The organism is Defluviimonas sp. D31 (assembly GCF_033436765.1).
Classification (GTDB): Bacteria; Pseudomonadota; Alphaproteobacteria; order Rhodobacterales; family Rhodobacteraceae; genus Albidovulum.
On record NZ_JAWQFN010000010.1, the window covers coordinates 24,310 to 49,276 of the forward strand.

Consider the following 24,967-nt stretch of genomic DNA (forward strand, 5'->3'; position numbering starts at 1 on the left):
GAACCTGTTTCGGTTACGGAAACAAGCTCTCGCCTGGCGGTCTGGTCGCCGGGAATCCTCAGCGGAACGGTTCGGTGAGGGTGTCGGCTTCTGTCTCCGCGCGCTCGGTGATCCAGTCGAGAAACCGCTCGATCCGCTCATCCCGCTGGCGACGCACGACGGCGTGGAGGCCATCTTGCAGGACGATCGGGGCGTCGAGAACCTTCACCAGCAGACGTTGCCTCAGGAAATCGGACGCAGTTCCGATCCAGCCAAGCGCCACTCCCCTGCCACTCAGAGCGGCCTGCATCATCAGGAGATGGTTGTCGAATGCCGGTCCGGGCAGCGCCCCTGCGGTCGCAACGCCGAAATGGGCGAACCACTGCTGCCAGTCGTACCAGGACTTTTCTACGGAAAGCGCGTGCAGCAACACATGGTCAAGAAGATCGACCGGCTGCCGCACCGGCGCGTTCCGCTCCACGTAGTCCGGTGAGGCGACCGGAACGATGCGCTCGTGAAACAGCAGCCGTGACGTGCATCCCGGCCAGTCGCCGCGTCCGAAGCGGATGGCGACATCGATGCCGTCATCCAGCGAGGCCAGCCCCTGGTAGGTCGTGACCATGTTCACCTGGAGATCAGGATGCGCCGCGTGGAAGCCCTTGAGCCGCGGCAACAGCCAGTAGTTGCCATAGGCGAGGTTACAGGAAATCGTCAGGACGTTCTTGACCTTCCGCCGTCGCAGCGTGTCGGTCTCGGCCGCGAGCTGCGTGAAAAAACTGGCCAGCGTGGCGACGTAGGCCTTTCCTTCGGGGGTCAGGCTGATCGGCCGGCTCGTCCGGTCGATCAGCTTTGTCCCCAGAAAGGCTTCGGCCGTCGAGACGGCATGGCTGACCGCCGACTGGCTCACGTTCAGCTCCTCAGCGGCGCGCGAGAAGCTCGCGTGGCGCGCGGCCGCTTCGAGCGCGAAGAGCGATTTCAGCGGCGGGATCTGCCTCCAATAGCGCATCATGAATTTCCTTCATGATAGGATGAACCGTTTCCCGCTTTTCTTTGGCTGGGAGCCACGGAGAAATCAACGATTATTCGCGAGATGCGACGGACGCCTCGCTGCACATCATGAGGGTATCTGGATGAACGTCATGTCGGACCGGGTGCAGGTGACGGTCAGCGGTCATGTGATGGAAGTCGCGATGAACCGGCCGCCGGTCAACGCGATCGACCTGTCGCTGAGCCGGGCGATGTATGCCGCCTTCAAGGAGTTGAACGACAATCCCGACCTCAGGGTCGCGATCCTGTCGAGCGCGGGCAATGCCAAGAACATCTTTTCTGCTGGCTGGGACCTGAAGGCCTTCGCCGCAGGCGAAAGCGTGGATGCCGAACAGGGCTTCGACCTCGGCCCCGGCGGGCTCGGCGGGCTGCCGGAGTTCTTCAGCCTTTACAAGCCGGTGATCGTCGCGCTGGCTGGCGGCGCCATCGGCGGCGGCTTCGAGCTGGCGCTGGGCGGCGATGTCATCGTCTGCGCCGAGGATGCCTATTTCTGGCTGCCGGAGATGCAGCGCGGCTTCCTGCCCGACGCCGGCGCGATCCAGAAGCTGCACCATCGCATTCCCTACAACGTGGCGATGGAGCTGATCCTGACCGGGCGCAAGATGTATGCCGACGAGGCGAAGCACTGGGGCCTCGTGCGCGACGTGGTGCCCGCCGACCGGCTCATGGACCATGCACGCGAGGTTGCGGCGACGATCGCGCAAGGAGCCCCCCTCGTGGCTGGGGCGCTGAAGGAGTTCATGCGCAAGTACGCCTACGGCTCGCCCGAGGCCGCCCACGCCGCCGTGCGCCGCGCCTGGGTCGGCAAGAGCGACATGCCGCTCTACGAGCAGATGATCCGGTCGGACGATTTCACCGAAGGCTCCGTCGCCTTCGCGGAAAAACGTGACCCCAATTTCAAGGGCTGAAGCCATGGCGCACAGATTGAACGCGATGTTCGAGGGCCGCTCTATGGCCGTGGTCGGCGCCTCGGCGCGGCCCGGCTCTTTCGGCGCGCGGCTTGCCGGCGCGGTGTTGAGCGGGGGGTTCCAGGGCCGGATCGACTTCGTCAACCCGCGCGGCGGCGAGATCCTCGGCCGCCCCGCTCTCGGCCATATCTCCGAGCTTGACCATGCCCCCGACATCGCCGTTCTCGGGATCGGCGGGCCCAATCTCGAACGCGCGCTCATCGACGCCATCGACAAGGGCGCGCGTTCGGCGGTGATCTTCGATTCCTGCCACGGCGAAACGGCGGACGGTACGCCGATCCTGCACCGACTGAAGGACATCGCCCGCGAGGCGGACCTGCCGGTCTGCGGCGGCTCCGGCATGGGGTTCATCAACACCCGCTCCGGCGCCGTGGCGAGCTTCTATCCGGCCGATCACCTGACGCCCGGCGGCATCTCCCTGATCGCCCATTCCGGCAGTGTGTTCACCGTGCTCGGCATGAACGACCCGCGCTACCGGTTCGACCTGATGGTCTCGCCGGGGCAGGAGATCGGCGCGACCATCGACGAGTACATCGCCTATGCCGCGAGCCGCCAGAGCACGCGGGCGATCGCGGTCTTCATGGAAACCGCGCGCAATCCGCAAGGGCTGATCGAGAGCCTCAAGGCGGCCCGCGACCGCGGCGTCCCGGTGGTGATCTGCAAGGTTGGACGCACCGAGGAAAGCGCCCGCCTCGCGCGGTCGCATACCGGTGCGCTGGCCGGATCGAACGCGGCCTATGCGGCGGTCTTCGAGGAATGCGGGGCGATCGCGGTCGGTTCAGTGGATGAGCTCATGAACACCGCGCTTTTGTGCGCGACGGGCCGAATTCCGGGGCCAGGCGGGGTGGGCCTTGTCACTGACAGCGGCGGATTGCGGGAACTGCAGGTCGATCTCGCGGCCGAAACCGGCACGCCGCTGGCCGAGCTCGGCGCGACCACTCGGGAAGCCTTGCGCGCGGCCCTTCCGCCGGAGCTTGAGCCCTCGAACCCGCTCGACTGCGCTGCGGACCTCACCGACGAATTTCCCAAGGTCTTCGAGCGCGGCCTGCGCATGCTGGCCGCCGCCCCCGAAGTCTCGATGCTCGGCCTCGAGGCCGACATGCGCGACGACTACGTCTACGAGGAAGGCGTGTTCGCGCAGGCCAGGGCGCTGGCCTCGATCACCGACAAGCCCTGCTTCTTCTACTCCAGCTTCGGCCAGACCCATAACCGCGCCCTTGGCGACGAGTTGGCGAGGTTGGGTGTGCCCTGCCTGAACGGGGCGGAAAACATGATGGCGGCGGTGCGCAACTTCCAGACCTGGGCCGATCGCCGCCGTGCAGCTATGGTGGACGCCGCCAAGGACGCGGATGCCGACCGGGTCTTGCACTGGCGCGCGCGGCTCGCCGCGCCGATGGACGAACATGGCAGCCTCGCGCTCCTGGCCGATTTCGGCGTGCCTGTGGTACAAAGCGTGATCTGCCACTCTGCCGACACGCTCCGAGAGGCGGCAGAGACCCTCGGATTTCCGCTCGTGCTGAAGACTGCAGAAGCTGGCATCGACCACAAGAGCGACCTCGGCGGCGTGATCCTCGATCTCAAGAGCCACGGGGCGCTGCAAGCGGCCTATGCCGATCTCGCCAACCGTCTCGGACCGCGCGTGATCGTGCAGAAGATGGTTGGGAAGGGCATCGAACTGGCCTTCGGCTGCGTTATCGACCCCGATTTCGGCCCGTTGGTCATGGTTTCGCCCGGCGGTACGCTCGTCGAACACTTCAATGAGCGCCAGTTCGCTCGGGCACCCTTCGGGCCCGAAAGGGCCAGCGCGATGATCCGCCGGCTGAAGGTTGCCCGGCTGATCGACGGCGTGCGCGGGGAAGCACCGCGCGACCTCGGCGCCGCGGCGCGGGCGCTGGCCGACTTCTCCACCGCCTGCGCGGCATTGGCGGGGCATGTCGTCGAGGCTGATGTCAATCCGGTCGTGGTCACCGAAACGGGCGCCGTGGCAGTCGATGCGCTGATCGTAGCGGTCTGCAAAGCACAGCGGGACGTCGCCTGAAACGAAGGTCGCAATCCTCGGCCGCGGCAAAATCGGAGGCGGCCGGGTCTTGCCGAGCTTGTCGGCCGCGTTCTTGACGCTGCGGGTCTTCATCAGGACCACGAAATCCACAACAAGGCTCAGGTCCAACTGGCCAAGATCGATTTCCCTAAAGAAACCTGAAATCGTTTCGTTGGATTTTTTTGCGTTCCGGGCGCAGGATTTCCCATCAAGGCTGATTTTTCGAGGCTCATCGCCAATTTCGTCAAATACGGAAGGACGCGCTCATGGCACTCAAGATCATCGGTGCGGGTTTCGGCCGCACGGGCACCTATTCCTTGAAGCTCGCGCTCGAACGGCTCGGCTTCGAACCCTGCCACCACATGGCCGAGGTGATCGGCAATCCGGAGCAGGTCGCGCTCTGGACCGAGGTGGTGAACGGACGGCCGGATTTCGGCGCGATCTTTGCGGAGTTCGGCGCCGCCGTCGATTTCCCCGCCGCCGCCTACTGGCGCGAGATCCACGAGGCGTTCCCGGAGGCGAAGGTCGTGCTCTCGGCGCGCGATCCCGAGCGCTGGTACGAGAGCTTCTCGCAGACGATCCTGCCGGTCGTGACCGACCGGTCCGCCTGGCCCGATCACGCGAAGCCCTGGTTCGAGATGGTCGAGGCGGTGGTGGTCGGCAAGGCGCTTGGGGGCCGGACCGACCGCGACGGCATCCTCGCGGCCTATCGCGAGAACGTGGAGGCGGTGCGCCGGCTGGAGAAGGAGGGCCGTGCGTTGAGTTTCGCCGCGTCCGAGGGCTGGGCGCCGCTCTGCGGCTATCTCGGCGCCGAGGTTCCGGCCGAGCCCTATCCGCGCACCAACGCAAGGGAGGAGTTCTTCAGCGCCCTGAAGGCGGGTCTCGAGGCCGAGGCGTAAGACCGGGGCGGCGTAGAAACGGCAGCAGGCGGGCCGATCCGGTTCCGCGATCTCAGGAAAGGGAGGATCGAGAATGTCCAGTGAAAGCGATGTCCGTGCCGCATCGGAGCGGTTCTACGCGGCGCTGAACGCGATGGCCAATGGCGACAATGGTCCGATGGCCGAGGTCTGGTCGGCGAGCGCGGGCGCGACCGCGCAGCATCCGATCGGCGGCCGCAATCTCGGCCAGGCCGATGTCGTGGCCTCCTTCGGTGCGGTTGCGAAAGCGGCGACCGGCGGCGAGATCGCGCTCCTCGAACAGAAGATCGAGCTCGGCGGCGACATGGCGGTCGAGACCGGGGTGGAGAAGGGCAGGGTGACGCTTGCCGGCCATGCGGCGGAGGTCGAGCACCGGGTGACGAATGTCTACCGCCGCGAGGCCGGGGGATGGAAGATCGTCCATCACCACACCGATCTCTCGCCGGCACTCCTCGACGTGCTGGCGAAGCTGAACGCCGGGGGCTGAGACAGCGACGGGCGGCCGGGGTATTTCGGCAATGAAGAAGCCGGGGGCGGTCGTCCGGAGGATGGGATGTCGTTTTCCGGCTAGCCGGGGGCGGGCCGGGTGCGCTAGAAGGCGGGCGAGCCGTGGCGATGGCGTCGCCACAGGGGCATCTGCCCCGCCGCTTGCGGAGCGATCCGCCGCAGTCCTGTACGCCGGGACCTTTCGGGGTTCCGTTGCCTGAGGTCCGGACCCCATCAAGTGAGGTCTGTAAAAATGACGGAACGTCCCAGAGCATACCGCTTCCACCAGGGTGAGAAGACCCTGCCTTTCGCCGCGTCGGAATACGACGCGCGTCTCGGCGGGCTCCGCGCGATCATGGATGCGCAAGGCGTCGATGCGGTCGTGCTCACCTCGATGCACAACATCGCCTATTATTCGGGCTTTCTCTATTGCTCGTTCGGGCGGCCCTACGCGCTCGTCGTCACCGCGACCGAGGACGTGACGATCTCGGCCGGGATCGACGCGGCGCAGCCGTGGCGGCGCTCTCACGGCGACAACATCACCTATACCGACTGGCAGCGTGACAACTACTGGCGCGCGATCCTGTCGGTGACGGGGCCGGGCAAGGCTATCGGCTACGAGGGCGATCACCTGACGCTCCTACAGTCCGAGAAGCTGAAGGCGTTCCTCGCGCCCGCGAAACTCGTCGATATCGCGCCGGCGACTATGAAGCAGCGGATGCACAAGTCCGCCGCCGAGATCGCGTTGATCAAGCATGGCGCCAATGTCGCCGACGTCGGCGGCTTCGCCATCCGCGAGGCGGTCAAGGCCGGGGCGCGCGAGATCGACGTGGCGATGGCGGGTCGCGACGCGATGGAACTGGAAATCGCCAGGCGCTTTCCAGAGGCCGAGTACCGCGACACCTGGGTCTGGTTCCAGTCGGGGATCAATACCGATGGCGCGCATAACCCGGTCACCGCGCGCGAGCTGCAGGTCGGCGACATCCTCAGCCTCAACACCTTCCCGATGATCTCAGGCTATTACACCGCGCTCGAGCGCACGATGTTCGTGCGCGAGGTGGACCCGGCCTCGCTGAAGATCTGGGAGGCCAACGTCGCCGCCCACGAATACGGGATGAGCCTTCTGAAGCCGGGCGTCTCCTGCGCCGAGGTCACCGCGAAGATCAACGACTTCTTCGAGGAGCGCCAGCTTCTCCAGTACCGCACCTTCGGCTACGGCCACTCGTTCGGCGTGCTCTCGCACTACTACGGCCGCGAGGCGGGGCTGGAGCTGCGCGAGGACATCGACACGGTGCTGGAACCCGGCATGGTGATCTCGATGGAGCCGATGCTGACGATCGGCGAGGGCCAGCCCGGTGCCGGCGGCTACCGCGAGCACGACATCCTAGTCATCACCGAGGACGGCAACGAGGATATCACCAAGTATCCCTACGGGCCGGAGTTCAACGTCGTCGGCTGAGCCGCTTGACGGCGTGACGCGACGGGTTAAGGTGGAAGGTGGCGGCCGGCGACGGCGCGCCACCTTTTCCTTTCATCACGACGCTCTGCCGCGCCGCACCTGCGGTGCGATGGCGGCTTGCGTCGACCACAGGAGGCAGTCTTGCCCGATCTTGTTACCCATGCCGAAACCTTCGCCCGGCAGGCCCATGCGGGCCAGACCCGCAAGGGCGCCGCGTCCGAGCCCTATGTCACCCATCTCGAGGAGGTCGCGGGCTTCGTTCTGCGCCATGGCGGCGACGAGATCGCGGTCGCCGCGGCCTGGCTGCACGATTCCGTCGAGGATTGCGAGGGCGTGACGGCACCGGACATCGCCCGGGCCTTCGGTGCGGCGGTGGCAGCGGTCGTCGCCGAGCTGACCGATGACAAGGCGCTGCCGAAGGCCGAGCGCAAGCGGTTGCAGATCGTCCATGCCGGCTCGAAGTCGCCGCGCGCGGCGCTGGTGAAGCTCGGCGACAAGACCTCGAACGTGCGCTCCGTCGCGGCCTCGCGGCCGCTGGGCTGGGGCGGCGACCGCTGCCGCGCCTATGTCGACTGGGCCGAGGCCGTCGTGGCGGCGCTGCCGGAATTGCCCGAAGCCGCGCGTGCCGACTTCCTTGCGGCCGTCGCGGCGGCGCGCCGGTCCCTCGGCCCGGGCGCGTAGTCAGCGCGCCCTTCCCGCCCGCGCGGTGGCCCCTGGGGCCACGGTAGAGCGGCCGGCCTATCAACGTGCTTTTGCAAAAGCTGTTTTCGATGTTAGGGTTAGTTCAAGAAACGCGATATTGGATACATGATGCGAGATTATTTTTCGACCCGGCGCTCGTTCCTGGCGTTTGCGGGTAGCGCCATCCTCTCGTCTTGCACCAACACCTCGGGAGAGGTCTTCACGGAGACGTCGGGCGACGGCAGCCGGAACTACGGCTTCACCCCGGTCGAGGGTTACGAGGCCCTGCAGGACAACGACTACCTGCTGCCGCCGGTGCCGCCGCGCTATCTCGAGTGGCCCAACCGCAGGCAGCTCGTCTATTACGAGGGACGCGAGGCTCCGGGAACGATCGAGATCGATCCCCATGCCAAGTTTCTCTACTACATCCTGAGCGACGGCACCGCCTGGCGCTATCCGATCGCGGTCGGCCGCGCCGGGCTCAGCATGAGCGGAACGACGGTCGTCCGTCAGAAGAAGGAATGGCCGGGCTGGCAGCCCACGGCCAACATGCTGCGGACCCAGCCCGAGGTCTATGGCGCATTCAGCAGCGGCGTGCCGGGCGGCCTCGCAAGCCCGCTCGGGGCGCGGGCGCTCTACCTCTACCGCGGCAAGCGTGACACCTACTTCCGGATCCACGGCACGAACGACCTCGGCTCGATCGGCAATTCCGGTTCGGCGGGCTGCATCCGGCTCTTCAACCAGGATATCATCGACCTCTACGACCGGGTCTCGGTCCCGACCACGGTGAACGTGCGGACCTACGAGGAATCGCTCCGGCTCGTCGGCCCCGGCTACAGCCCGCGCGGGCGCGAGCTGCCGCCGACGATCGTCTCGCCCGAGACGATCTATGGCGCGACCGCGGTGCTGCCGGTCGGGATCGACATCGGATCCTGAGACCGGCCGCGCGCCGTCAGGACAGGATGACGTATTCCTTGCGGAGCGTCTCCAGCACTTCCCAAGTGCCGGAGAAGCCCGGACGCAGGACGAAGCTGTCGCCCGCCGCAAGATGGTGCTCGGTCCCGTCATCGGCGGTGATCACCGAGCGGCCCTCGAGAACGTGGACATATTCCCATTCCTCGTAGGAGATGCGCCATTTGCCCGGCGTCGACTGCCAGATGCCGCAATAGAGCCCGTTGCGGTCCTCGACGTTCCAGGTGGTGAACTGCGGATCGCCCGAGATCAGCTTGTCGGCGGGCGGGGCGTCGTATTCGGGTTCGGCGGCCGAGGCGGTGAGGCGGAGGAAATTGGGCATCGGAGCATCCTGTCGCTGTTGGAAACCTGTGGACTTCTCTCCGGCTCCACCTGCATTTGTCAAACGGCTTCTGCCGCGGACCGGTCAACGGCAGCCGGCGGGCGCGCCGCTCATTCAGCCCAGCGCACCGCCGTGAGGTCGTTGGCCTGGGTGGGCGAGTTCTCCCAAAGCCCCTCGATCCGCGCATCCGCGACGCCGGTCTTGGCGAGCTGGAAGAGATAGCCGTTGACGTAGTCGGCCGCGATCATCTCCTGCGCCTCCTTCAGGATCGCGGACCGCGCCGCCGGGTCGGTGGTCGCCGTGAGACGGTCCATCAGCGCGACGAAGTCTGGCCTTGCGTACTGGAAATAGTAATCCGGCCGCGCGTAGATGTTGATGTCGGCGGGCTCTGTATGGCTGACGATGGTGAGGTCGAAATCCTTGCCCTTGAAGACCTGCTCCAGCCACTGCGCCCATTCGACATTGGTGATCTCGGTCTGGATCCCCACCGCGGCGAGCTGGGCCGCGACGATCTCGCCGCCGCGCCGCGCATAGGTCGGCGGCGGCAGGGCGAGGCGGAGCCTGAGGTCCGCGACACCGGCCTCGGCAAGAAGCGCCTTCGACTTCTCCGGGTCGTAGCCCGAGAGCGATGTCAGGTCGACGTAATCGGGATTGTGCGGCGCGAAATGGGTGCCGATCGGCGTGCCGTAGCCGAACATGGCGCCGTCGATGATGTCCTGCCGCTTGATCGCGTGGGCGATCGCCTCGCGCACGCGCACGTCGTCCAGGGGCGGCTGCCTGTTGTTCATGGCGAGGATCGTCTCGCCCTCGGTGGAGCCGACGATGACCTTGAAGCGCGGATCGGCGGCGAGCTGGGCCAGCGTCTCCGGCGCGGGGAAGTTCGGGAAGGCGTCGAGGTCGCCCGCCATCATCGCGGCGAAAGCCGCCGTCGGGTCGGAGATGAAGCGGAACGTCGCCTTCGAAAGCGCCACCGGTTCGCCCCAGTAGTCGGGGTTGCGCTCGATCTCCACCCGGTCGCCCTGGGTCCAGCCCGCGAAGCGGAAGGGGCCGGTGCCAACGGGACGGGTCGCGGCGTCGGCGATCGTTTCCGGCGCGACGATCACCGCGTCGCCCCAGGCCATGTTGAAGGGGAAGTTGCCGTCCGGCGCGGTCAGCGTGACCTTCACGGTCGCAGGGTCCACGACCTCGACGCTCTCGATCCCGGCGAAGAGCGCCTTCTGCGCATTGGCGCTGTCCTCGGCGCGGGCGCGGTCGAGCGAGAACTTCACGTCCTCGCCGTCCATCGCCGTGCCGTCGTGGAAGGTCACGCCGGTCCGCAGGTGGAAGGTGTAGACCTTGCCATCGTCGGCCACGTCCCAGCTTTCGGCCAGGGCGGGGCGTACCGAGCCGTCCGGACCGAAGCGGGTGAGCCCCTCGAACACATTGGCATAGACCACCTCGTCGATCGCCGCGGCGGCGCCTGCCGTCGGGTCGAGCCCGGGCGGTTCCAGCACCATGCCGATCGTGATCGTGTCCTCTGCCGCGAGTGCGGCACCGCTCAGCAGCGCAAGCGCGGCGGCGCTTCTCATCAGCCGGTCGAGCATCTTCTCTCCTCCCGTGTGATCCGCATGGCGCGGCCGGATTTTTGGCAGTATCTTTGGCCGGTTTCCGATGCCGATCAAGCCGGACGGTCGGTTGAAGAGAAAGCTGGAAACGATGCTGCGGTGCAGCTAGAAAGAACGGGCGGCAGGAGGGGAGGACGGACGGATGAGCGCCACGACCGAGATACGGCGGCCGGTTCCGCCCGATATCCGCGCCCGCAAGGGCGGCACGCCGCTGGTCGTGCTGACCGCCTACACGACCCCGGTGGCGCGGCTCGTCGACCCGCATTGCGACATCGTCCTCGTCGGCGACAGCGTCGGCATGGTGCTGCACGGCCTGCCCTCGACGCTTCATGTGACGATGGAGATGATGGTGCTCCACGGCCAGGCGGTGGCGCGGGGGCTTTCCCGCGCGATGATGGTCATCGACATGCCGTTCGGATCCTACGAGGAGGGCCCGGACCAGGCGTTCCGCAATGCCGCGCGGCTCATGTCCGAGACCGGCGCGGCGGCGGTAAAGCTCGAGGGCGGCGAGCACATGGCCGGGACCATCGCGTTCCTGACCCGGCGCGGCATCCCGGTCATGGGCCATGTCGGGCTGACGCCGCAGGCGGTGAACACGCTCGGCGGCTACCGGGTGCAGGGCCGGGGCGAGGACGCCGACCGCATCCGCCGCGACGCGGCCGCGGTGGTCGAGGCCGGGGCCTTCTCGGTGGTGCTGGAAAAGGTGCCGGACGCGCTCGCGCGCGAGATCACGGCGGGGATCGCGGTGCCGACGATCGGCATCGGCGCCTCGGCCGATTGTGACGGCCAGGTGCTGGTGGTCGACGACATGCTTGGCCTCTTCACCGACTTCCGGCCGAAATTCGTCAAGCGCTATGCCGAGCTCGGCCAGGAGGGCGACCGCGCCATCGCCGCCTATGCCGCCGAGGTCCGGGCGCGCACCTTCCCGGCGCCCGAACACGTCTTCGGCGAGGAGCCGGTGCGCAAATGAGAACCGTGCGTGACGTCAAGGGCCTGCGCAGCGTTGTCGCGGGCTGGAAGCGGGCGGGTCAGAGCGTCGGCGTGGTGCCGACGATGGGGGCGCTGCACGAGGGGCACCTGAGCCTCGTCGCCGCCGCGAAGGCGGGCACCGACCGGGTGATCGCGACGGTCTTCGTCAATCCGATGCAGTTCAACAATGCCGAGGACCTGGCCAGGTATCCCCGCACCGAGGACCGCGACGCGGCGATGCTGATGGAGGCGGGCGTGGACCTCCTGTTCGCCCCCGCGCCCGAAGTGGTCTATCCCGATGGCTTCGCCACCACGGTCGGCGTGTCGGGCCTCAGCACCGATCTGGAGGGCACCTTCCGACCCGGCCATTTCGACGGCGTGGCGACGGTGGTGACCAAGCTCCTGATGATGACCGGGGCCGACCGGGCCTATTTCGGCGAGAAGGACTGGCAGCAGCTGCAGATCGTGCGCCGTCTCGTGCGCGACCTCGACATCCCGGCCACGATCACGGGCTGCGCGACACGGCGCGAGGCGGACGGGCTTGCGATGTCGTCGCGCAATCTGCGTCTTTCTGCCCAGGAACGCGCGGTCGCGCCGGCGCTGCACCGAGCGATGGCGGCGGCGGCGGCGGCGATCAAGGACGGCGCGCCGGTTCCCGCCGCGCTCGCGAGCGCACGGGACGCGGTCGTGGCGGCCGGTTTTGCCGAGGTCGAATACCTCGAGCTGCGCGAGGCCGAGGGGCTCGCGCCGCTTGACCGTCTCGACCGGCCGGCGCGGCTTCTGGCGGCGGCATGGCTCGGGCCGGTGCGGCTCATCGACAATATTGCCGTCGCACCCTGAGACGGGTTTCCGGGGCTGACGCCCCGGACCCGGGCGGGGGCGCTGCCCCGTCGTCCATTGGTTCTCGAACCAATGGCGCACCAATGGACGACCCCCGGGGTATTTCCCGCAATGAAGAATTGAGGGGCGCGCGCTCAGGGAGCGAGGAGCTCGGCGAGAACCAGCGCCATGACCTTGGCACTGTCCTCCATGTCGGCGATGCCGATCCATTCGTCGGGCTGGTGCGCGAGGTCGAGGACGCCCGGGCCGTAGGCGATGCAGTTCTTCAGCCGGCCGATCCGGTCGATGTGCTTCTGGTCATAGGTGCCCGGCGACACGACGAAAGCCGCCTCTCGGCCGAGCACCTTCTCGATCGCGGCGGCGGTGGTACGGACGATCGGCGCCTCCTTGTCGGTCATCGTCGGGCGCACGTCGAAGAGATCGCGGATCTCGTACTCGAAGGAGGGCCGCGCCGTCTTGATCCGCTCGAGCATCTGGGTGACCTCGCGCTTCACCTCCGAAATATCCTCCTCGATCAGGTAGCGCCGGTCGATGGTGATGCTGCATCGGTCGGGGACGCAGGGCGCCGGCAGGCCAGTATAATCCTCGTCGGGTTCCGCCGCGCCGCCGTGGATCGCGTTGATGTTGAGCGTCGACTGTTTCGCGCCCTCGGGGATCACCGGCATTTCGGTGCGCTTGGTGGCGAGGAGCGGAAAGAGCGTCGCCTCCATCTCGGCGAGGACCGCGCCCATGTGGCGCACCGCGCAGTCGCCGAGGAAGGGCATCGAGCCGTGGGCGATGCGGCCCTTCGTCTCGATCTCGGCCCACCAGACACCCCTGTGGCCGAGGCAGATGCGGTCCTTGTGCAGGGGCTCGGGGATGATGACGTGCTGGACGCGCTCGGGATCGAAGCGGCCCTGTTCGGCGAGGTAGGCGACGCCGCCGAAGCCGCCCGATTCCTCGTCCGCCGTGGCGCTGATCTCGATCGCGCCGGCGAAATCGGGGCAGGCGGCGAGGAAGGCCTCGGCGGCGATCACGCTGGCGGCGAGGCCGCCCTTCATGTCGCAGGCGCCGCGGCCGTAGATGCGGTCGCCCTCGATCTCGGCTCCGAACGGGTCTCGGGTCCAGCCGTGACCGACCTCGACCACGTCGTGGTGCGAGTTGAAATGCACGCAGTCGCCGGGCTGCGCGCCCTCGGTCCGCGCAACGAGGTTCCAGCGCGGATGGGCGTCGCTGTCGCCGAGCGCGCCCTCGGCGCGGATCAGCTCGACCGTGAAGCCCGCGGCTTCGAGACGCGCGGCGAGGTAATCGCAGATCGCGCGGTAGTTCCGCCCCGGCGGGTTGAGCGTCGGGATCCGGATCAGGTCCTGCGTGAGGGCGATCAGCGCCTCGCGGCGGGCGGCGATCTCGGCGGCGATACGGGTCTCGAGGGGGTTGGTCATGGGCCGAAGGCTAATCACCCCCGCCCCCGGGTCGCAACGGCAAAAACGTCCGCGTCAAAAGCGGGATGACGGGGGCGGCGGTTTTTGCGATAAGATTTCCACGGCCGGGGGATGACAACCGCATGGCGCATCCCCATCATTGTAAAAGAGATTAACATCGAGGAACGCCCATGTCCGATTTCGATGCCCAGATTCAGGAGAGCCAGAAGCAGGTCTCCGAGGCGCAGGCCAAGATTTCCGAGCTCACGAGCCGGATCGAGACCGCGCGGTCGAAGCTGAAGGCGGGGGACGATGTCTCGATCGACATCGAGAACGCGACGCTCGACGACGTCCACAAGCATGCCGAGGTGATGAACGCCAATATCGCCGAGCTGATCATGGGTCTCGACGACGTCACAGCGGGGTTCTCGCGGGATTTCGACGAGATGCGCTCGAAGACCGGCTGGGAGAGTTTCGTCGGCATCTTCGCCGCCGGCAAGTCCGAGGCGATGCGGCAGGAGCGGCTGCGCGGCGCCTCGATCGACGACAAGCTGCAGGATCTGATCGGCAAGTCCGACGTGATCGTGAAGCTTCTGGAGGGCCAGCTCGGCGTGCTGAACCAGCACAAGGACAAGGTCGAGGCGAACCTGACAGAGACGCTGACGGACCGCGAGGTGACGGTGGGCGAGCTGGAGGCCCTGCGCGCCGATATCCAGAAGCTCGATCCCGAGATCATCAAGATCGAGAACGCGATCAGCGTCGAGCAGGACGCTGCGGCGCGCACCAAGCTTGAAAGCCAGCTCGCGGAGCTCAACAAGCGCTACAACGCGATGGTGCAGGACGAGCAGGTGAAGCTCGCGAAATCGCAGACGCTGGAACGATATATCGAGAAGGGCAAGTCCTGGGTGGACAGCCTGCAGAACCAGGCGGCGACGCAGATGGTTCTGATCAACAAGCTGCAGACCGACACCAAGCAGCGGGTCGTGCTCTACGACGCGCTGACGAAATCGCTGAAGACCGCCCAGCAGCAGGACGTGGCCCACAAGATCAACGAGATCGGGGTGAAGACCGACCAGGAGGCGCAGGCGGCGATGGCCGGGATCGGCGTCGCGACGAACACGCGGATGGCCGAGATGCTGGAAAAGCATGAAGACCAGATGGTGTTCGCCCGCAAGGTGCTGGAGCAGAAGGCCAAGGCCGACGAACGCTTCGCCCGGCGCTTCGCGGCGATCGTCGAGAAGCACGACAAGAACCTCTATGGTGGCTAAGTGCCCGATCTTGACCTGACCACCGACCACAAGGCGCTCGACGACGACCTCGCCGCGCGGCGCTACTTCGCGAAGTTCGAGCGCATAACCCGGCTTCTCGGCGGCGTCGCCGAGGCGATGGAGAAGGAGCGCGGCTTCTCGGCGATGGACGGCGACGTGCTCGAGGGGTATGTCCGCGCCATCGCGGCCACGTTCAAGGCCTTGAGCCTCAAGTATCTCGTCTCGGGCCGGCTCGACGGGATCGGCCAGAAGCACCTGATCATCGACCTCCACGAAAGCGGCTTTCCGATCTACCAGGAGCTGGTGACGATGGCCAACGATGCGGCGCAGGCGGCGCGGCATCTGGAGGGCATGGCCGATGCGGACCGGCTCAAGGACGAGATGGTGCGCCAGATCGTCGGCGAGCGGGTGGTGCCGACGCGGCTGCAATATGCGCTGTCGCAGCGGCTCTACTACGAGGCGCTGCAGCGGGGCGGGCTCTACTTCGCGCAGATGCATCCCAAGGCGGAGTGGATCGCCGATGTCACGGGCGGGCGGCGCGGGTATCTGGTCCATTGGGGCACCTATGACAGCCAGCTCAACGTGCCGGTCGTCTACCTGATGGAGGTGGTGGATTCGGGCCGCAAGGCGCTGCCACTCGACGAGCGGCGCTGGCCTTCGGTACAGGCGCATCTGATGGCGCAGTCGGTGGGGGGCTTGAAGCTCCTGACCATCGCCAAGGGGTTCGACACCGATTTCGACGACCTGCATCCGAAGCGGTTGCGGCGGCTTCATCTCGGGCCGATGTATTCGAGCGCCTTCACGCTCCAGACCGGGCCGATCCGCGAGGTGCTGGAGGAGGCGAAGTCGCCCAAGGGCGAGGACTGGGCGCTCGCCTGGACCGTCGAGGAGCTGGAAAGCGAGCGGGTCGAGGTCGAGAAGGGCTGGTTTTCGGAGGTCGAGCGCGAGGTATTCCGGCTCGACCCCTTCACCGGGCGCGGGGTGGATACCGGGGCGACGCGGGTGACGCGGTCGCTGATCCTGCCGCAACGGCCGTTCCAGGTCCTGGCCGAGAAGGATCCGGCGGGGTTCCGCGACGTGCGGAAGTTCGTCGTCGGCAAGGAGGGCAGGGTGCTCGTCTATGGATGAGCCGCCGAGCGGGGGCGCCGCCCCCGCACCCCTGGGGGTATTTGGGCAATGAAGAAGGACAAGGGGTTTCGATGAGCGCGCCGCGGAACGAGATGGAGCTGAAGGAAGAAGAGATCCGGGCGCATTATCCGGCGGCGGCCTCGATGCTTTCGGGGTTCGATCACGCGCCGCGGCTGGCGAGGGCCGAGGTCGTGGAGGCGCCGGCGGAGCGGTCGCCCGGGACGGGCGCGCGGCCGCGGTTCCGTTCGACCACGCCGGGGCTGGTGACGCGGTCGGCGGCGCGGCCCGAGGGGGTGCGGCTCATCGAGCGGATCGAGGCGATCGGCGGCGACGATCCGATCGTTGCGCCCATCGAGGCGGTGGTGCTGCAGGCGCTGAGGCGGGCGTTGGCGGTCGCGCTCGCCGTGGGCGAGGCGTTTTCGGGCCAGACCGGGCTTGCCGAACTGAAGAAGGCCAATCTGGAGAACCGTCTGCCGGCGGGCCGCAAGAACGAGTTTTCCGAGTTGCTGTCGGCCGAGGCGCTGGCGGTGCTGTCGGTCTTCGCCAACGCGACGGCCTTCCTCCTCGCCGCGCATGCGACCGAGGAGACCGTGGAGGTCGGCGCGGTCGAGGAGGTCCTGACCGACAATGCCCAATTGGCGCTCCACGGCGCGCTCTGGGAGCTCGACCAGGACATCGCGCTTTTCGCCGCCGAGGAGCCGAAGCTGGTGGCGGTGGTGCTGGCCTATGCCGAGCAACTGATGGAGAAGGTGAAGCTGCGGGCCGGGTCGGCGCCGCGGCTCGAGGCCTTCACGGGCGCGAACTACCGGGTCGAGGCGGACGATTTCCCGATCGCGGGTTTCGAGCCGGCGCGCAAGGCCCGCGGCTCGACGCTGGTGATGACCTTCAAGAAGCCGAACGAGGTCGTCGGCAACCACATCGCCAAGTACCAGGCGATGCGGCTCGCCAAGATGCTCATGGCCTATGATTTCGAGCGAAAGCTCAACCCCTTCGCCGAGATGGGCGGCTTCATCTTCACCTTCATGGGCGACGGCAAGCCGGGGACCGGCAAGACGACGCTGATCCAGATGATGGCGGGGCTCTTGAACGACTACTGCAAGGTGGCGGGCTATCCCTTCCGCTACCAGAACCTGTCGATCGACAACGTGGATTCCTACCAGGGCAAGTCGGGGCAGAACGCCAAGGCCTTCATCCAGAACGTGATGGACCCGGCCGTGATCGGCTTCGGCACGGTGGACGACATCGACCAGGTCGCGGGCAAGCGCGGCGACCGGCAATCCTCGGCGGGCCAGCAGGAGATCACGGCGGTCCTGATGGAAGCCTTCGCCGGGGCGAACACCGTCGTGCGCGGCAACTGCACCTTCGGGATGTTCTCGAACTACCCCGAGAATGTCGACGACGCCCTGCGCCAGCGGGCGGGCGCGCGGTTCCTCGTCGATGGCCCCCAGACGCGGGAGGACTACATCGACATCCTCGCGCTGCTTCTCGGCAAGAACCACGCGATCCCGCTCGGGGACCACGAGCTTTACGCGGCACAGGAGATCAAGCGGGCGGTCGCGGCCTCGTTCGAGGGCCATTCGCTGCCGCATGAGGAGGGGCTGAAGGCGGTCTGGGCCGAGGTCGAGGGGCGGATCGGCAAGCTCGACACCATCGCCAAGCTCGGCGCCTATCTCAAGGCGATCCAGGAGGCGGACGAGCGCTTCACCGGCCGCGCGATCAAGAACATCACCGACGCGGTGAAGGTCCGGGCGATGGATTTCGAACTGCCGGACGAATGGATGGAGGCGCCGGAGCTGTTCCTCTTCAAGTCCTACGACGAGAAGAAGGCGATGATCTCGGAGCTCAGGAAACCGATCACGGTCGAGATGGTGGTGCAGGAGATCAACCGCTACGCGGATTCGGAATTCCGCTATGCCGACAAGTCGGACGAGATCGCCATCGAGGGGGCCGTTCGGGACATGCGGCGAATGGAAGAGGCCAAGCGGCGGTATCTGGAGGGGAAGGGGTGAGCGGTTTCTGGGCCATCATTGTGCTCGTCGCTACCGGAGAAATTGCTTGGGTGGCGGTCCTCGTTTCCTTGCGCCCAAACGCCTCGTCGAGATCAACGGCCGTGTTCAACGGTCTAGCGGTTTTGGCTCTGGGGCTTCTGGTGGAGAGTCTCGCCATTGTGGCAAGCGCTTGCGGGCCGTCGGCATTGCTTGGCTCATTTCGGGCAATCCAATGCGATATGAAATTCTCGGCCTTGGACATTTTCCTGCTTTATGGAAGTGCGACAGCACTGACCGGCGGAGCTTTATACTTGATCATGCCTCTGGCCGAGACCTTGCGGAGAAGGAAGGGGGCATGATCGGGGCTGCAATCACGCTCACAATCACGGCGTTGCGAATAGTGCCTGACAGAGTCGGCTGGGAGAGATGCCGATGAGACGCCTCATCGAAAAGGGCCTGATGTTCGGGAACCTGATCCCGGTCGAGAGCCCCGCGCTCATCGAGCGCTACAACCGCGCGCTGAAGGCGTTGACGGGCAAGCAGACGCAGCTTTCCGATTTCCACATCGACATCTCCGGCTATTCGCCCGAGATCGGAGACGAGCTTTCCGATCACCTCTATCTCAACGCCAACGGCTGCAACCGGCAGTTCATCCTGCTCACCACCGACCAGAAGACCGCCCCCCTGCTCAACGCCCAGTTCTCCACCTCGCGCGGCATCCTCACCCGCTTCATCGAGGAGAACGAGGCGCAGCTTTTCACCCTCACCGCGCGCGACGCCGTGGCGGGGGAGCTGGAAAACACCGTCTACGACCTTGAAAGCCCGGCCCGGCTTTTCGACATCCGCCGCATCACCGTCGTTGCTGACACGGCCGGCAACCATGTGGCCGAGGGCGCGAGGCTCTCGGGCCTCATCGACCGCTTCCGCACCGAGGAGGACGGCTGGTGGGATGACGTGCTGATCGCCGAGATGATCGAGCTTGCGGAAAAGACCGGCGACGTGACGCGCAATCCGGTCGCGCTCAAGTCCACCACTTTCGACCAGCGCAATTTCTGGACCGCGCATTTCGGCGGCCTCTACATCTTCCGCGACGTCGAGCATCCGGCGGCGATCGCGGTCGGAAAGAAAGAGGCGCTGGGCGCGCTGCCGATCAAGTATGTCTTCGACCTCGGCGACCGCAACCAGATCGCGAAATTCCTCGAGATCAACGACCTCGTGGAGCCGATCGTCAACGCCCGCGGCGCCGATGCCGCGGCGATCCTGCGCCAGAAGATGGACTTCATCGTCGTCGCCGCCGCCGCGAGCCTCGGGCTCGAGATCGGCCACGGCGCCCGGCGCGAGCTGAGGCAGGCCGCCACGGCCATCGGCGCGCGGCTGCCCGAGGAGTTCCACGGGCTTGCGGCCCTTCTCAGATGGATCGAGACGGGCGGTTCCTGGCCGCGCATCACCTCGGCGCATCCGGCCTACTTCTACACGCTCCGGGCCCGCCCCCATGCCGACCGCGACCTCGTCAACATGCTGCTCGCCGAACTTTCTCCGCTCGACGTGCGCCAGCTCTTCATCTGCCACAAAGAGCTGTTCTACGACCTCTACCGCTCCTGGCCCGAGGCGAAGAAGGCCTATGTCGCCGACTATCTTCAACGCGAATACCAGATCGACAAGGCCGGCGCGCGCGAGGCTCTGTTCGGCCCCGAGCCCGGCATGCACGAGCCGGGGCCCTGGACCCGCTCCGGTGCGCCTCGGACACGTGAACCCGACATACTCGACATCGTCGGCCCCTGGGGCGCGGTGAGAAAGGAGCGCCGATGATCGCCTTCCTCCGCCTTGCCGTCTTCGGCTTCATCGCGATGACGGTGATGTATGTGCTCTTGTCGATCTATTCCCGCTCGGTCGAGCGCGAGCGGCTGGAAAAGGAATGGGACGGCGAGCACGACGGGGGTGAATCCCCGGCCCGAGACGCCTATATCGAGGCGGGCATGAAGGAGTACGAGAAGAGCCTCAGGCGCAAGCTGATCTGGCTCGTCTACGTCATCCCGACGCTCGCTGTGGTGTTGCTGATCTACCTGACCAACCATTGAGGCGAAGATGAAATACGCGAAATGGACCGTGCTGACGCTGATTGCGCTCATCGTCTTCGGCTTCTTCCACTACACGCTTCCGCAGCATGACATCGTGCGGGTGGTCAACACCTACCAGGAGCGGCAGGACCTCAACGACTGGACCCGGATATTCTGGGCGAAGCCCGACGACCAGTCGACCGGGCTCATCAACCGCGACGTGCAGTTCATCCAGACGGTGAAGGCCAACGGCAAGCCGATGGTCTACCGCAACGAGGATACCGGCTGGTCCTGGCCGCCCTATTTCAAGTTCGATACCGCGAACCTGCAGACCGAGGCGGAGGATGCGAAATCCACCTCCGCGGCGCCGGAGTGGGTCTTGCTCACCCATTACGGCTGGCGGATCGAATACCTATCCTCTTTCCCGAACGCGATCGCGATCAAGCCGGTCGAGGGGCCGGACGCGACGATCATCCCCTGGTTCAACATCTTCTTCTTCGTCTTCCTCGGCGTCGTGCTCCTGATGCTGCGCCGGATGTGGCTGCAGTTCCGCGAACGCTCCATCGACCCGATGCTCGCCGATGTCGAAGAGGCCTGGGACAGCGTCGACCAGCGCGCCGATGAGGCGGCGGACCGGGCGCGCGGCCTCTGGGGCCGGTTCCGCGGCTGGCTCGGCACCTGGAAGGGCAAGCCGCGGCGGTGAGCGCGGGGAATTTGACCCTGTGGTCAAAATCGGATTGCCGAGACCGGAGACAGGCGTTAGCGTCCCGCGCTATGATCGGTTGACGCCGCCAGCCAGGACAGTCCGATGCCAGAGGTTCATGCCCTTCCCAACGCCGCGCGAAATCCGGGCGTTCCCCTGCAGCTCGACTGGTTCGACCAGATAGCGGTGAACACACCCGCGGCCGAGCGCCGGGCCGCGACGCTGACCACGCGGCGCACGGTCAAGAAGGAATGGCAGGCGGCCTGGCTCGTCAACGCGATCCGCTGCATGGACCTCACCACGCTCGCCGGCGACGACACGCCCGAGCGGGTGCGCAGGCTCTGCGCCAAGGCGCGGAACCCCTTGGCCGATCACATCCTCGACGGGCTCGGGCTCGCCGGGCTGACGACCGGCGCGGTCTGCGTCTATCCGACGCTGGTCTCGACCGCGGTCAAGGCGCTCGACGGCACCGGCGTCCCCGTCGCCTCGGTCGCCACCGGCTTCCCGGCGGGCCTCATGCCCCTCAACCTCCGCCTCGCCGAGATCCTCTACGCCGTCGATCACGGCGCGGACGAGATCGACATCGTCATCACCCGCGCCCATGTCCTCGACGGCAACTGGTCCGCGCTCTACGACGAGGTCGCCGAGATGCGCGAGGCCTGCGGCGCCGCGCATCTCAAGGCGATCCTCGCGACGGGCGACCTCAGGACGCTGCGCAACGTCTACAAGGCCTCGATGGTGGCGATGCAGGCGGGCGCGGATTTCATTAAGACCTCGACCGGCAAGGAGGGCGTGAACGCGACGCTGCCCGTGAGCCTCGTGATGGCCCGCGCACTCCGGGATTACGGCGCGCGCACCGGCCAGAAGATCGGCTTCAAGCCGGCGGGGGGCATGAAGACCGCCAAGGACGCGATCGCCTGGCAGATCCTGATGAAGGAGGAGCTTGGCGACGACTGGCTGAAGCCCGACCTCTTCCGGCTCGGCGCCTCCTCGATGCTTGCCGATATCGAGCGCCAGCTCGAACACCACGTCACCGGACGCTATGCCGCGTCCTCGCGCCACGCGATTGCCTGAGGGACCGATGCCGACAGTGACCGAGATACTGGAGACGATGGACTACGGCCCGGCGCCCGAGGCCTCGGGCGAGGTCATGGGCTGGCTGAAGGCAAGGGGGACGTTCGGCCATTTTATCGACGGCGCCTTCACCAAGCCCGGCAAGACCTTCCCGACCGCCGATCCCGCGACCGGCGCCGAGCTTGCGAAGGTGGCGCAGGGCTCGGCGAAGGACGTAGCTACGGCGGTGAAGGCCGCCCGCGCCGCCCTTCCCGGCTGGTCGAAGCTGCCCGGCCACGAACGCGCGAAATGGCTCTACGCCATCGCCCGCCACGTCCAGAAACGCGAACGCTTCCTTTCCGTTCTGGAGACGCTCGACAACGGCAAGCCGATCCGCGAGAGCCGCGACATCGACATCCCCCTCGTCGCGCGCCACTTCTACCACCATGCCGGCTGGGCCGAGATGCTGGAGGAGGAGTTTCCCGGCGCCGTGCCCGTCGGCGTCTGCGGCCAGATCATCCCGTGGAACTTTCCCCTCCTGATGCTCGCCTGGAAGATCGCGCCGGCGCTCGCCGCCGGCAACACGGTGGTCCTGAAACCCGCCGAATACACGCCGCTGACCGCGCTCGCTTTCGCCGAGATCTGCGCCGAGATCGGCCTGCCGAAGGGCGTCGTGAACATCGTCACCGGCGACGGCGAGACCGGCGCCGCGCTGGTCGCCGCCGAGGTCGACAAGATCGCCTTCACCGGCTCGACCGAGGTCGGCCGCGCGATCCGCAAGGCGACCTCTGGAACGGGCAAGAAACTGACGCTGGAACTGGGCGGCAAGTCGCCCTTCGTGGTCTTCGCCGATGCCGATCTCGACGGCGCGGTCGAGGGCGTCGTCGACGCGATCTGGTTCAACCAGGGCCAGGTCTGCTGCGCGGGGAGCCGCATCCTCGTGCAGGAGGGCATCGCGGAGACCTTCGTGACACGCCTCCGCGCCCGGCTCGCCAAGCTCCGCACCGGCGACCCCCTCGACAAGTCCACCGACATCGGCGCCATCGTCGATCCGGTCCAGCTCGCCCGCATCCGCGACCTCGTCGCGAAGGGCGAGGCCGAGGGCGCCGTGCTGCACCAGGCCGAGGGCCAGCTTCCGGCGACCGGCTGCTTCTTCGCGCCCGGCTTCATGACCAATGTCGCCCCCGCCAACATCGTCTCCGAGGTGGAGATCTTCGGCCCCGTGGCCACGCTCACCACCTTCCGCACCCCCGACGAGGCGGTGGAACTGGCCAACAACACCCGCTACGGGCTCGCCGCCTCGATCTGGTCGGAGAACATCAACCTCGCGCTCGACATCGCCGCGAAGGTCAAGGCCGGCGTCGTCTGGGTGAACGCGACCAATATCTTCGACGCCGGGGCGGGCTTCGGCGGCTACCGCGAGAGCGGCTTCGGCCGCGAGGGCGGCCGCGAGGGCATGCGCGAATACGTCTCGGGTCCGGCCCCTCGGGCGAAGCCCGAGACGGCACCGGCGCGGCTCGATGCCGCGCCGGTGCCGGGCGCGCCATCCACGGGCACGGCCCCGATCGACCGCACCGCGAAACTCTATGTCGGCGGCGCCCAGAAACGCCCCGACGGCGGCTATTCCTACACCGTCACCGGCAAGTCGGGCGCGATCGGCCTCGCCGGTCTCGGCAACCGCAAGGACATCCGGAACGCCGTCGAGGCCGCGCACAAGGCGGGTGGATGGGGCAGGGCGACCGGCCACAACCGCGCCCAGGTGCTCTACTACCTCGCCGAGAACCTCGCCGCCCGCGAGGCCGAGTTCACCCGGCGCCTCAAGTCCGCCGGCACCCCGAAACCGACCGAGGAGGTGGCGACGGCGATCCGCCGCGCCTTCTACTACGCCGCCCAGGCCGACAAGTTCGACGGCGCGGTGCATGCGACGAAATCCGCCCATGTCACGCTCGCGATGCCCGAACCCTTCGGCGTGATCGGCATCGCCTGTCCGAACGACGCGCCGCTCCTCGGCTTTCTCAGCCTCGTCCTGCCGGCGATCGCGATGGGCAACCGCGTCGTCGCGATCCCGGCGCAGGCGATGCCCTTGGCCGCGACCGACCTCTATCAGGTCTTCGACACTTCCGACCTCCCCGGCGGGGTGGTCAACATCGTCACCGGCGCCCGCGACGAACTGGCGAAGACCCTCGCCGGACACGACGACGTCGCCGCGATGTGGTATTGCGGCTCGGAGGACGGCGCGGCGATGGTCGAGGCCGAAAGTGCGGGCAACCTCAAGCTCACCTGGTGCCCGCCGAACCGCGACTGGTCCGGGCCCGGCGGCCAGGGCCGCGACTTCCTGCTCCGCGCGACGCAGGTGAAGAACATCTGGGTCCCTTACGGCGAATGACCAGGCTCGTGTTTCCAACCCCCGACCCCGTCACCGTGCCCCTGCACGGCGAGGACGCCGCCTTTCCGGTCACCCGGATCTTCTGCGTCGGGCGCAACTACGCCGACCACGCGAAGGAGATGGGCGCCGAGGTCGACCGCGAGGCGCCGTTCTACTTCACCAAGGCGCCGGCGCATCTGACCCTCTCCGGCGCCACCATCCCCTATCCGCCCGGCACCGCCGATTTCCACCACGAGATGGAATTCGTCGTCGCCCTCGGCGCTTCCGCCTTCCGGATCCCGAAGGGCAAGGCGCTCGATGCGGTCTTCGGCTATGCCGCCGGGCTCGACATGACCCGGCGCGACCTGCAGGCGGCGGCCAAGGACAAGCGCCGGCCCTGGGACACGAGCAAGGACTTCGAGAATGCCGCCGTGATCGGCCCGATCACCCGCGCCGGGGACTTCGGCCAGCCCGGGCCACAGAGCCTGTCGCTTCTCCTGAACGGCAAGCTGGTCCAGCGCGCCCGTCTCGCCGACATGGTCTGGTCGGTGGCCGGTATCATCGCCCATCTCTCGACGCTCTACCACCTGGGCCCCGGCGACATCATCTTCACCGGCACCCCGGCCGGCGTGGGGCCGGTGCGCCCCGGCGATGTCCTGCACGGAGAAATCGAGGGGCTTGCCCCGGTGGATCTGACGATCGCGCCCCGGCGGGCGTGACGTC

General features: G+C 67.0%; 23 protein-coding genes. 19 read left to right on the top strand and 4 right to left on the bottom strand.

Annotated elements, in window-relative coordinates; genetic code table 11:
- Positions 1 to 58: 58 nt before the first annotated feature.
- The gene (locus R5H32_RS16305) at positions 59 to 985 is read right to left on the bottom strand and encodes a LysR substrate-binding domain-containing protein (protein WP_318339755.1); all 927 of its coding nucleotides are present in this window, start codon (positions 983 to 985) and stop codon (positions 59 to 61) included.
- Between the two features lie 124 nt (positions 986 to 1,109).
- Between R5H32_RS16305 and R5H32_RS16310 the strand changes: the two genes are divergently transcribed.
- The 7 genes from R5H32_RS16310 (at position 1,110) to R5H32_RS16340 (ending at position 8,511) form a co-directional block, all read left to right on the top strand.
- Complete coding sequence (locus R5H32_RS16310) at positions 1,110 to 1,934, top strand: enoyl-CoA hydratase-related protein (RefSeq protein ID WP_318339756.1); 825 nt, start codon at positions 1,110 to 1,112, stop codon at positions 1,932 to 1,934.
- Positions 1,935 to 1,938: 4 nt separating this feature from the next.
- Positions 1,939 to 4,032: an acetate--CoA ligase family protein gene (locus tag R5H32_RS16315; protein WP_318339757.1), complete on the top strand. Its 2,094-nt coding sequence runs from the start codon at positions 1,939 to 1,941 to the stop codon at positions 4,030 to 4,032.
- 266 nt (positions 4,033 to 4,298) lie between these two features.
- A complete protein-coding gene (locus tag R5H32_RS16320; RefSeq protein WP_318339758.1) occupies positions 4,299 to 4,931 on the top strand; it encodes a sulfotransferase family protein in 633 nt (210 codons plus the stop codon).
- A 73-nt stretch (positions 4,932 to 5,004) separates the two neighbouring features.
- Entirely contained in the window at positions 5,005 to 5,436 is a 432-nt protein-coding gene (locus tag R5H32_RS16325) for a YybH family protein (RefSeq protein WP_318339759.1), read from the top strand.
- A gap of 252 nt (positions 5,437 to 5,688) precedes the next feature.
- Positions 5,689 to 6,894, top strand: a complete 1,206-nt coding sequence (locus R5H32_RS16330) for an aminopeptidase P family protein (protein ID WP_318339760.1) — start codon at positions 5,689 to 5,691, stop codon at positions 6,892 to 6,894.
- A 141-nt stretch (positions 6,895 to 7,035) separates the two neighbouring features.
- Complete coding sequence (locus R5H32_RS16335) at positions 7,036 to 7,575, top strand: HD domain-containing protein (protein WP_318339761.1); 540 nt, start codon at positions 7,036 to 7,038, stop codon at positions 7,573 to 7,575.
- 129 nt (positions 7,576 to 7,704) lie between these two features.
- Complete coding sequence (locus R5H32_RS16340; protein ID WP_318339762.1) at positions 7,705 to 8,511, top strand: L,D-transpeptidase; 807 nt, start codon at positions 7,705 to 7,707, stop codon at positions 8,509 to 8,511.
- 16 nt (positions 8,512 to 8,527) lie between these two features.
- Here R5H32_RS16340 and R5H32_RS16345 read toward each other — a convergent pair whose 3' ends face one another.
- The gene (locus R5H32_RS16345) at positions 8,528 to 8,869 is read right to left on the bottom strand and encodes a cupin domain-containing protein (protein ID WP_318339763.1); all 342 of its coding nucleotides are present in this window, start codon (positions 8,867 to 8,869) and stop codon (positions 8,528 to 8,530) included.
- 110 nt (positions 8,870 to 8,979) lie between these two features.
- Positions 8,980 to 10,452 carry an ABC transporter substrate-binding protein gene (locus tag R5H32_RS16350; RefSeq protein WP_318339764.1) on the bottom strand — a complete coding sequence of 491 codons (1,473 nt, stop codon included), beginning with the start codon at positions 10,450 to 10,452 and terminating at the stop codon, positions 8,980 to 8,982.
- A 163-nt stretch (positions 10,453 to 10,615) separates the two neighbouring features.
- Here R5H32_RS16350 and panB point away from each other — a divergent pair, with 163 nt between their 5' ends.
- The gene (gene panB, locus R5H32_RS16355) at positions 10,616 to 11,443 is read left to right on the top strand and encodes a 3-methyl-2-oxobutanoate hydroxymethyltransferase (RefSeq protein ID WP_318339765.1); all 828 of its coding nucleotides are present in this window, start codon (positions 10,616 to 10,618) and stop codon (positions 11,441 to 11,443) included.
- The gene (gene panC / locus R5H32_RS16360) at positions 11,440 to 12,282 is read left to right on the top strand and encodes a pantoate--beta-alanine ligase (RefSeq protein ID WP_318339766.1); all 843 of its coding nucleotides are present in this window, start codon (positions 11,440 to 11,442) and stop codon (positions 12,280 to 12,282) included. The genes panB and panC overlap by 4 nt, the downstream gene beginning before the upstream one ends.
- A 134-nt stretch (positions 12,283 to 12,416) precedes the next feature.
- Here panC and R5H32_RS16365 read toward each other — a convergent pair whose 3' ends face one another.
- Complete coding sequence (locus R5H32_RS16365) at positions 12,417 to 13,703, bottom strand: acetylornithine deacetylase/succinyl-diaminopimelate desuccinylase family protein (RefSeq protein WP_318339767.1); 1,287 nt, start codon at positions 13,701 to 13,703, stop codon at positions 12,417 to 12,419.
- 170 nt (positions 13,704 to 13,873) lie between these two features.
- Between R5H32_RS16365 and R5H32_RS16370 the strand changes: the two genes are divergently transcribed.
- The 10 genes from R5H32_RS16370 (at position 13,874) to R5H32_RS16415 (ending at position 24,963) form a co-directional block, all read left to right on the top strand.
- Entirely contained in the window at positions 13,874 to 14,950 is a 1,077-nt protein-coding gene (locus R5H32_RS16370; protein ID WP_318339768.1) for a hypothetical protein, read from the top strand.
- Positions 14,951 to 16,078: a hypothetical protein gene (locus R5H32_RS16375; RefSeq protein WP_318339769.1), complete on the top strand. Its 1,128-nt coding sequence runs from the start codon at positions 14,951 to 14,953 to the stop codon at positions 16,076 to 16,078.
- Positions 16,079 to 16,149: 71 nt separating this feature from the next.
- Positions 16,150 to 18,087: an ATP-binding protein gene (locus R5H32_RS16380; protein WP_318339770.1), complete on the top strand. Its 1,938-nt coding sequence runs from the start codon at positions 16,150 to 16,152 to the stop codon at positions 18,085 to 18,087.
- Complete coding sequence (locus R5H32_RS16385; protein ID WP_318339771.1) at positions 18,084 to 18,425, top strand: hypothetical protein; 342 nt, start codon at positions 18,084 to 18,086, stop codon at positions 18,423 to 18,425. The genes R5H32_RS16380 and R5H32_RS16385 overlap by 4 nt, the downstream gene beginning before the upstream one ends.
- A 73-nt stretch (positions 18,426 to 18,498) precedes the next feature.
- Entirely contained in the window at positions 18,499 to 19,875 is a 1,377-nt protein-coding gene (locus tag R5H32_RS16390; protein WP_318339772.1) for a DUF6638 family protein, read from the top strand.
- Positions 19,872 to 20,144, top strand: coding sequence for a hypothetical protein (locus R5H32_RS16395; RefSeq protein WP_318339773.1), 273 nt, complete (start codon positions 19,872 to 19,874; stop codon positions 20,142 to 20,144). Before R5H32_RS16390 ends, R5H32_RS16395 begins: the two co-directional genes overlap by 4 nt.
- Before the next feature lie 7 nt (positions 20,145 to 20,151).
- A complete protein-coding gene (locus R5H32_RS16400; RefSeq protein ID WP_318339774.1) occupies positions 20,152 to 20,826 on the top strand; it encodes a DUF1523 family protein in 675 nt (224 codons plus the stop codon).
- 105 nt (positions 20,827 to 20,931) lie between these two features.
- A complete protein-coding gene (gene deoC, locus R5H32_RS16405; RefSeq protein ID WP_318339775.1) occupies positions 20,932 to 21,900 on the top strand; it encodes a deoxyribose-phosphate aldolase in 969 nt (322 codons plus the stop codon).
- A gap of 7 nt (positions 21,901 to 21,907) precedes the next feature.
- Positions 21,908 to 24,265, top strand: a complete 2,358-nt coding sequence (locus R5H32_RS16410) for an aldehyde dehydrogenase family protein (protein WP_318339776.1) — start codon at positions 21,908 to 21,910, stop codon at positions 24,263 to 24,265.
- A complete protein-coding gene (locus R5H32_RS16415; protein WP_318339777.1) occupies positions 24,262 to 24,963 on the top strand; it encodes a fumarylacetoacetate hydrolase family protein in 702 nt (233 codons plus the stop codon). The genes R5H32_RS16410 and R5H32_RS16415 overlap by 4 nt, the downstream gene beginning before the upstream one ends.
- The last annotated feature ends 4 nt before the right edge of the window (positions 24,964 to 24,967 follow it).